A 6,099-nucleotide genomic window follows, 5' to 3' on the forward strand; every position below is an offset into this window, starting at 1 on the left:
GGCGAAACCTTCGCGGTGCTTGCCTCCGGCAACGGCCCGGGCGTGCACGGGCTGTGGCCGCAAGCGCTCGCACTGGGTTACCGGGTAGCGGTCCGCCCGTCCCGCCGTGAGCCGCTCACCGCACACCGGCTTGTCCACGCGTTGGGGCAGGCCGGGTTTCGGCCGCATGACGCCATGTATCTACCTACCGATCATCGCGGCGCCGACGAGATGATCCGCTCAGCCGATCTCGCGATGGTCTACGGCGGTCAAGACGTCGTCGACAAATACGCGGGCGACCCGACGGTGTTCGTCAACGGCCCGGGCCGGGCCAAGATCCTGATCACCGCCGACCACGACTGGCGCGACTACCTCGACGTGATCACCGATTCGATCGCCAATCTCGGTGGCGTGGCATGCGTCAACGCCACCGCCGTGCTCTTCGAAGGCGACCCCGCTCCGCTGGCCGCGGCTATCGCCGAACGATTGTCGACGATCGCGGTGCTGCCGACCGATGATGAGCGGGCCATTCTGCCCACCCAGAACATCGGCGCAGCAACGGCTTTGGCGAGTCATCTGGCAACTGTGGCCGCGGGCGCCACGCCGTTGCTGGGCGCTGACCAGGTAGTCGCCGCACTCAGTGACAGCTACGCGGCGCTCCGTCCGGCCGTACACCTGCTGGCCAAACCCGATGTCACCAAACTGAACGTTGAATTGCCGTTCCCCTGCGTCTGGGTCTCGCCGTGGTCGCGGGCCGACGGGCTGGAGCCGCTGCGGCATTCGCTGGTGATCAGCGCGATCACCAGCGACGAAGGCCTGATCGACGATCTGCTGGCCGAACCGACCATCGCCAACGTTTACGGCGGCCGGCATCCCACCCACCACACCGCCCCCGAGATTCCGCACGACGGTTTTCTCGCTGACTTCCTGATGCGCAACAAGGGTTTCATCCGCGACTGAGGTTGTCGGCCTTAGGCTTTGGTCGCTATGACGGGCGACGTCCGTCACGCTGGTAGAACTTTTCCACCCGGCCCGCCGTGTCGAGCGTGCGCCGCGATCCGGTCCAGAACGGATGCGAGTCGCTGGATACTCCGACCACCACCAGGGGTAGGTCTGCACACCGGTCGATGCTTCCCAGCCGATAGCGCGCGAGCGGGTGAGATCAGCGCGCCGTTGAGCGCGTCGGCGTCGAGATCGACACTGGCGCGGAAAAGTTCGAATGACTTGCGCGCTAACGGCGATCTCGACGTCTAACTACCCAAGTGGCGCCGAGCCGTCGGTCAGCGGCGTGTCGACGAAATAATGGCGCTGCTCCCCTAGTCGGCGTCGGCGGTCATCTTCTCGTTGAAGACGGGATAGATCTCGTCGAATGCGCCGTCCCGCTCGGCAAACCGGAATCCCTTGGCTCGCTCCACGACAATCTCGTCGGCGTCGGGCTTGGTTTGCAGCAGCGTCATCGTCTCGCTGATGAATTCGTCCAGCGGCATTCCCCGCGGGTCGAATCCGCGATCGCCCTGCAACGCTGTCTGCACTCGCGGCGGAATGATTTCGACGACCTGGACCGCAGACTCGCGCAGCTGAAAACGCAGCGACTGCGTGTAGGAGTGCATCGCCGCCTTGCTGGCGCAGTACGTCGGCGTGAGCGCGCTCGGCATGAACGCCAGCCCGGACGTGACGTTGATGATCGCCGCGCGCGGCCTGCCCAGCAGTAAGTGCAGCAACGCCGAGGTGAGCCGGATAGGTCCGAGCAGATTGACAGCAAGGGTCTGCTCGGCAGTGCCGGGGTTACCGGTGGTGAGATCCTCGACGCGCTGAATCCCCGCGTTGTTGACCAACACGTTGAGCTCGGGGTATTTGTCGGACATCTCGATGGCGAATCGCCGGATGTCGGCGGAGTCAGCTTGATCCAGCGACAGGAATTGGATGCCCGGGTTGGCTTCCGCGACGGCTTCCAGTGTGTTGAGCCGGCGGCCGGCGATGATGACGTTGTTGCCTAATCGGTGGAATGCCTCGGCGAGGCCCCGGCCGATTCCGGTACCACCTCCGGTGACCAGAACGGTGTTACCCGACAACTGCATGCTCTGTTCCTCTCCGTCGCTTTCTGCTACCTGCATACTCGCGGCAGCGGGCCCGGTATGCGGTTACCGCGTCAAACTCTTCGTAAACGTGTCGGCATCCTGAACTAGCCTGTAGCTGTGGCGCAGTTTCCGCGGACTCGCTACGCCAGTTGCGGCGAGGTCGACATCGCCTACCAGGCGTTTGGCGATGGACCGAACGACGTGCTGGTGCTGCCGGGTCCGTCCATTCCGATCGACACCATCGACGCCGAGCCGTCGATGTACCGCTTTCACCGGCGGCTGGCATCGTTCAGCCGGGTGATTCGGCTCGACCAGCGCGGGGTCGGCATGTCGTCACGCGTTTCGCGGGACGTGATCGGGCCGAAGTTCTGGGCAAAAGATGCCATCGCGGTCATGGATGCGATCGGATGCGAGCGGGCGACGATCTTCGCCCCCGGGTTTGCCTCGATGACCGGACTGATCCTGGCTGCCGACTATCCCGAACGGGTGAGCAACCTGGTGGTCGTCAACGGCGCGGCTCGGACGCTTCGCGCGCCCGACTATCCGATGGGGTTCGACATCGTCGAGGAGGAAGACCCCTACACGACGGTGGCGATGGAGCCGGATGCCGTTGACCAGGGCTTCGACATGCTCGGTTTCATCGCGCCCAGCAAGGTCGACGACAACGCATTCCGCTCGTGGTGGGACATGGCCGGAAACCGGGCGGCTTCACCCAGCATGGCCCGCGCCATCATCCTGACCGTCAGGCACTGCGATGTCCGCGACACCCTGGCGCGGATCACCGCGCCGACGCTGGTCGTGCACCGCGAGGACTGCGAGTTCTGCCCTGTCGACAACGGCCGGTACATCGCCGAGCACATCGCCGGAGCACACCTCGTCGAGCTACCTGGAGCAGACGCGCTCTACTGGACCGACGACACCGCCCCAATGCTCGACGAGATCGAGGAGTTCGTCACTGGCGTCCGAGGCGGCTTCGGCGCCGAGCGGGTGCTCACCACCATCATGTTCACCGACATCGTCGGCTCGACCGAACGCGCCGCCGTGCTGGGCGACGGCCGGTGGCGGGACCTGCTGGAAAATCACGACACGATCGTGCGTCACGAACTCGAACGGTTCGGCGGTTTCGAAGTCAACACCGCCGGTGACGGATTCATCGCGTCCTTTCCCAGCCCGAGCGCCGCGATCGCGTGCGCCGACTCCCTTATCGACGCGATCCGGGTGCTCGGCATCGAGATTCGGGTGGGTATTCACGCCGGCGAGGTCGAGGTGCGCGGCGACGATGTCGCCGGGATGGCTGTTCACATCGGCGCGCGCGTCGCGGCGCTGGCCGGGCCCAGCGAAGTGCTGGTGTCGTCGACGGTTCGCGATATCGTCACCGGCTCGCGGCACCGGTTCACCGATCGCGGCGAGCACCAGTTGAAGGGTGTGCCGGGCCACTGGTGGGTGTGCGCGCTCGAGAGAGCACTCGCGAACGTCAAACAGTAGCGAGCGCCGCCGACGCGGCTTCACAGCGGGGACATAAGTTACGTCGATACGCTGGGCGACATGCCACCGCGACTGAATTTATTCACTAATCGCGACCGCGCCAACTCATTTGGAGGTGCTGCACAGAACTACGACACGTATCGTCCGCGCTATCCCGACCGGTTGATCGACGATGTGCTGGCACCCGATGCGTACCGCGTTCTGGAGGCTGGTGCCGGCACCGGGATCGCCTCGATGCAGATGGTCGAGCGTGGCGCCGACGTTCTCGCCGTCGAACCCGACACCCGGATGGCCGCCGTCGCGCAGGCCAAAGGCATCCCCGTTGAACTCGCGACCTTCGAGGACTGGGATCCCGCCGGACGTCGATTCGACCGGGTGGTATTCGCCGCGTCTTTCCACTGGGTGGATCCGGCCGTGGCGCTGCCCAAGATCCGCGGCATCCTCGACGACGGCGGGAGGCTGGCGCTGATCTGGAATCGGCTACGGCCGACCAATCCGACGCGCGCCGAGTTCGAAGCGATCTACCGGGATTACATGGACGTCGAAACCCGCAGGGGCGACGGGAATCCCGGAGAGGTCATCGACATGATCGCGGCTGCGGGCTTCACCGTCACCGAGCAGAAGTACCCGCACGACCTGCACTACTCCGCTCGGCAGTGGGTCGACATCGCCTTCACATTCTCCCACCAGCTGATTCTCGCTGCCGACAAAGCGACCGAGCTGCGGGCACGGTTGATCGAGCGAATCGGCCCGGACGGCGTATCGGTCGGTGGAGACGCCGTGGCAATCTTCGCCAGTCCGACCTAGCAACACGGTCGATTAAATCGAAAAGCTTGTCCCGGTTTCTTTTTCGCCGAACTCGAACACCCTTGCGGCGGTGTCGTAGTCGCACGCGAGAGTCGACCGGCCGATGAGCACCGGGCCGCCCTTCAATCCGAGCCGGCCGTCGACACCCACGTAGCTGCCGGGCGGAATCGGCTCGCTGATGCAATACAGCGTCGGCGCAGCGCCTTCTTCGATGTCGTTGCCGAACCGGTCCGCCAGCGCGGTCACCGCGCGATGAAAACCCGCCATCACTGGCTTGTCCGACACTTGCGAGAGATTCGACGACACCCAACCTGGGTGAGTGAGCTGGGTGGTGACCCGCGACTGCGCCGCCCGCAACCGGCGGTCGAGTTCGAGGCCCCAGAGCATCACCGCAAGTTTGGAACGCGCGTACGCCGGATACGCCGTCCACTTGTGCGAGCGCAGGTGCATGTCGTCCAGGTGCAGTGTCGCCGACTTATGCGCATCGGATCCGACGTTGATGATCTGTGAGCGCACCCGCTCCAACATCAGGTTGGTCAACGCGAACGGGCCCAAAAAGTTTGTACCCATGGTCATTTCAAAGCCATCCACCGTGTCGGTGCGATGCTGGACGACCACCCCGGCGTTGTTGATCAAGATGTCGACGTCGCCGTCGAACTGGTCGGGGAAGGCCCGCACGGACGAGAGGTCGGCGAGATCGAGCTTGGCGACCGACGTGGAACCGCCGATCTCGGCGGCTCGCTGCGCACCCAACTGTGTGTTGCGGACGGCCAGGATCACGTGCGCGCCCGCCTGCGCGAGAAGGCGCGCAGTACCAAGGCCCACTCCGTTGGTAGCCCCGGTCACGATGATGCGTTTGCCGGACAGGTTGCCGAGTCGGCTCGGCGACCATTGTGTAGTCACGATTCGACAGTAGCGCCGCCGTCGGTGCGGCTACCTCGGCGGGTGGAAGCGTCGCGCGCCCAGGCGTAGGCTGCGGGCGGAAGAACGGGGGCTTCGAATCGTGGTTGTCAATTCGTAAACGCCTGTGAAACTTGATATTTCGTCGAAGGAACGCACATGACACGCGTCAGCGACAATGCAGCGCGAAGCAACGAGGAGGAACAACGCAAATGACAGATGTGAGTACGGCGCTGCCGCCCGCACTGAGTCGGGCACTGGATCTGCTGGTTGACCCACCGAGCGACCCGGATGTCAGCAACGGCTACCTGGACCTGCTCGGCACCTCAGTCGTCGGGGACAACGAAGTGGCCAAGAACGACGGCGCTATCCAAGCGGTGTGGGCATCGCCGATCGGGTCTTTTCTCTACGACAACGCCCAGGCACTGACCCGCCGGTTCATCGCCGCGTGGCAACTCCCCATCGAATGGCTGGACATCCCGGAGGGCGGCGTCGCATTGGACGTTGGTTCGGGTCCCGGTTCCATCACCACATCGTTGGCTCACGCCGCCGGAGCCGACGGCCTTGCACTGGGCGTCGACATCTCCGAACCGATGCTGGCGCGCGCGGTGCGCGCGGCCGCGGGTCCGCAGGTCGGGTTCTTGCGGGCGGACGCGCAACGACTTCCGTTGCGTGATGAGACCGTCGACGCCGCGGTCTCGATCGCGGTGCTGCAGCTGATCCCCGATCCGGCGGCGGCGCTGTCTGAGATCGCCCGCGTGCTGAAGCCCGGCGGTCGACTGGCGGTGATGGTCCCGACCCTGCGTCCGCCGGTCGATGTGTGGCGGGCGCTTCCCACCGGCGGGGCTCA

The 6,099-nt window shown here is 65.1% G+C and carries 6 protein-coding genes and 1 pseudogene; 4 read left to right on the plus strand and 3 right to left on the minus strand.

The window, feature by feature from the left end; all coding sequences use genetic code 11:
- A partial coding sequence (locus WAN02_RS20940; protein WP_422266136.1) for an aldehyde dehydrogenase family protein occupies positions 1-939 on the plus strand: 939 nt, incomplete at its 5' end.
- 25 nt (positions 940-964) lie between these two features.
- Here the strand turns inward: WAN02_RS20940 and rpmE are convergent.
- Both rpmE and WAN02_RS20950 read right to left on the minus strand, forming a co-directional pair.
- Positions 965-1,149, minus strand: a pseudogene (gene rpmE, locus WAN02_RS20945) (50S ribosomal protein L31); the annotation flags it as partial.
- Between the two features lie 146 nt (positions 1,150-1,295).
- A complete protein-coding gene (locus WAN02_RS20950; RefSeq protein WP_422266137.1) occupies positions 1,296-2,057 on the minus strand; it encodes an SDR family oxidoreductase in 762 nt (253 codons plus the stop codon).
- 117 nt (positions 2,058-2,174) lie between these two features.
- On the opposite strand from WAN02_RS20950, the gene WAN02_RS20955 reads away from it, so the two are divergent.
- Positions 2,175-3,542 carry an adenylate/guanylate cyclase domain-containing protein gene (locus WAN02_RS20955; RefSeq protein WP_422266138.1) on the plus strand — a complete coding sequence of 456 codons (1,368 nt, stop codon included), beginning with the start codon at positions 2,175-2,177 and terminating at the stop codon, positions 3,540-3,542.
- Between the two features lie 60 nt (positions 3,543-3,602).
- Positions 3,603-4,349, plus strand: a complete 747-nt coding sequence (locus WAN02_RS20960; RefSeq protein ID WP_422266139.1) for a class I SAM-dependent methyltransferase — start codon at positions 3,603-3,605, stop codon at positions 4,347-4,349.
- A gap of 12 nt (positions 4,350-4,361) precedes the next feature.
- Here the strand turns inward: WAN02_RS20960 and WAN02_RS20965 are convergent, their stop codons facing one another.
- Positions 4,362-5,252 carry an SDR family NAD(P)-dependent oxidoreductase gene (locus WAN02_RS20965; protein ID WP_422266140.1) on the minus strand — a complete coding sequence of 297 codons (891 nt, stop codon included), beginning with the start codon at positions 5,250-5,252 and terminating at the stop codon, positions 4,362-4,364.
- Between the two features lie 209 nt (positions 5,253-5,461).
- Between WAN02_RS20965 and WAN02_RS20970 the strand changes: the two genes are divergently transcribed.
- A partial coding sequence (locus tag WAN02_RS20970; RefSeq protein ID WP_422266141.1) for a methyltransferase domain-containing protein occupies positions 5,462-6,099 on the plus strand: 638 nt, incomplete at its 3' end.

It is taken from the genome of Mycobacterium sp. (assembly GCF_049281135.1).
Lineage (GTDB): Bacteria > Actinomycetota > Actinomycetes > Mycobacteriales > Mycobacteriaceae > Mycobacterium.